The following is a 2,318-nucleotide window of genomic DNA, read 5'->3' as shown; positions in this document are numbered from 1 at the left end:
CCTAAAGAATTTTTAAGGACATCTTGATTGAAAAAAACAGAAATCGCTTTGGCTTTCTTTAAACCACTACTCTTAAAACTATATTCATTATTTCTAAAAACATGAGGTAAATTTTTCCCAAATAAATAAATGTCATTTTTTTTAAAATCTATTACGCTTTCAGCAACAAATAGGGATCCATCTCCCTCCTGAATCAGTGTGATTTGAAATTCCTCATGATAGTGAATTGGTTCAAAAAAACTGTCCAATTCCCAACATTCCACATGTACTGTTTCTTCTTTAAGTCTCGGAACTTTGAAATATAGAGGCTGCATAGTAAATCTTTTTAATAAATGATTTATGTCATATAATCTATTAAAAAAATATGAGAATTAGCAAAAAAGTATATAAAATAATTTGAAATTGGTAAGATAGAATACATAAATGTTAAAATTAAATATTAAAGACTTCCTTAAGTTTGATTAATTTTAGATTGAGAATAAATTAACACTGATATGAAATTCCCAAGTATTTTCAATGATGTAGTAGGTCCGGTTATGAGAGGCCCATCCAGTTCCCATTGTGCAGCTTCTTTGAGAATAGGAAGAATCTGCCATGATCTGATGGATGGAAGGATTTCTGAAATCGAAATTGATTTTGATCCCAGCGGATCTTTGGCCACTACGCATAAAGAACAAGGTTCCGATATGGGATTGTTTGGGGGTTTTTTGGGATGGGAGGCTTATGACGAGCGATTGGTCAACTCCGAAATGCATATAGGCGCTGCCGGGATTAAGGTAAAAATCAACATCAAAGACATTCAGGCAGAACATCCCAATACCTATCAAATTACTTTAAGGAATCCTTGGGAAACGCATCAGGTCATCGCCATTTCCACAGGGGGCGGGATGATTGAAGTCATTGAAATAGATGGGGTAAAAGTTTCCTTAGCAGGAGATAGCTTTGTTACTTTGGTGTATACTTCTGCCCCCCAAAAATTAAATACTTACCTCCAACAATCCGACATCCTTGAGGAAGTGGAAATCCAAGCAGGAGCAAGTACTTTTATAGCATTGACATCCCAGAATTTTTTAGATGAGGTTCTTCTTGAGGAACTGAAAGCAATAGATGAAGTCTCACAAGTCAAACAGATCAGGCCAGTGTTACCGGTTCTTACCAGGAAAAATCAAACCGTGCCATTCATTACCTGCGATGAGATGTTGGCCTATAATCAGGACAAGAATCTGAATTTATGGGAATTGGCAGTAAGATATGAAAGCATCCGAGGCAATATCCCTGAAACAGAAGTGCTCTCAAAAATGGATGATATCCGAATTATCCTCAAGAATGCTGTAGAAACGGGCTTGAAAGGAACCAAGTTTGAGGATCGGATATTGGGTCCCCAATCTGTGAAATTCAAATCCATGATGGAAGACCGGAAACTGATCAGTGGCGATGTTTTGAACCGGATTATCATGTATGTATCTGCCATCATGGAAGTCAAAAGTTCCATGGGTGTAATCGTGGCAGCACCAACAGCAGGATCCTGCGGGGCGATGCCGGGTGCAGTCCTAGGTGTGTCAGATGCTTTGGGACTTTCAGATGAAGATACTGTCAAAGCTTTAATGATTGCTGGACTTATAGGAGTATTCATTGCCGCACATTCCACTTTTGCGGCAGAGGTGGGCGGCTGTCAGGCTGAATGCGGTTCAGGTGCCACAATGGCTGCCGCAGCGATTGTCCATTTAGCGGGTGGCAACCTAAACCAAAGTATTTCTGCCGCCTCCATGGCCCTGCAGAGTTCCTTGGGAATGATCTGTGACCCCATTGGCAATAGGGTTGAGGCCCCTTGTCTGAACAGAAATGTGATGGCTGCCTCCAATGCCCTCTCTTGTGCCAATATGGCCCTGGCGGATTATGACCATTTGATTCCTTTGGATGAAGTCATCGAGACCATGTATGAGGTAGGAAAAAGTATCCCCAACACTTTGAGATGTACCAATTTGGGAGGACTATCCATTACCAAGACTGCCAAGGAAATCGAAGCTAGGCTTACCCAGAAACATTTCTATAAGAGCTGTTGAAAAATCGAAAAGCTTCATCATATCAGCCTAGGGGTTTGGATTTCGGATCAGCTCCATTGCCCGCTCTGCAGCAATTTTCAATGTATTTCTAGGCGATCTGACTTTTGATGCTTCGGTGAGAAATCTCAATTGTGATTGATTGCCATTTTCACCTATCGCTATAAGTGCTTGTGCCTTTACCAGATAGCTTTCATCTGCTTCGTATATTCTCCTGAAGTTATCTAGCATGGCCGGATCCTTCATTTTGCCCAAGGC

Annotated in this window: 3 protein-coding genes; 1 reads left to right on the top strand and 2 read right to left on the bottom strand. The window is 40.7% G+C overall.

Translation table 11 applies throughout. The features are described 5' to 3' along the window. The coding region (locus ACEW8U_RS07910) for an AraC family ligand binding domain-containing protein (protein WP_373521498.1) at window positions 1-314 on the bottom strand (314 nt) is incomplete at its 3' end. Between the two features lie 180 nt (window positions 315-494). Here ACEW8U_RS07910 and ACEW8U_RS07905 point away from each other — a divergent pair. Next, complete coding sequence (locus ACEW8U_RS07905) at window positions 495-2,063, top strand: L-serine ammonia-lyase, iron-sulfur-dependent, subunit alpha (RefSeq protein WP_373521497.1); 1,569 nt, start codon at window positions 495-497, stop codon at window positions 2,061-2,063. A gap of 27 nt (window positions 2,064-2,090) precedes the next feature. Here the strand turns inward: ACEW8U_RS07905 and ACEW8U_RS07900 are convergent. Next, a partial coding sequence (locus tag ACEW8U_RS07900) for a HEAT repeat domain-containing protein (RefSeq protein WP_373521496.1) occupies window positions 2,091-2,318 on the bottom strand: 228 nt, incomplete at its 5' end.

The sequence above is a fragment of the Aquiflexum sp. genome (assembly GCF_041751335.1).
Taxonomy (GTDB): Bacteria; Bacteroidota; Bacteroidia; order Cytophagales; family Cyclobacteriaceae; genus Aquiflexum.
This window is presented reverse-complemented; position numbering and strand designations above follow the sequence as displayed.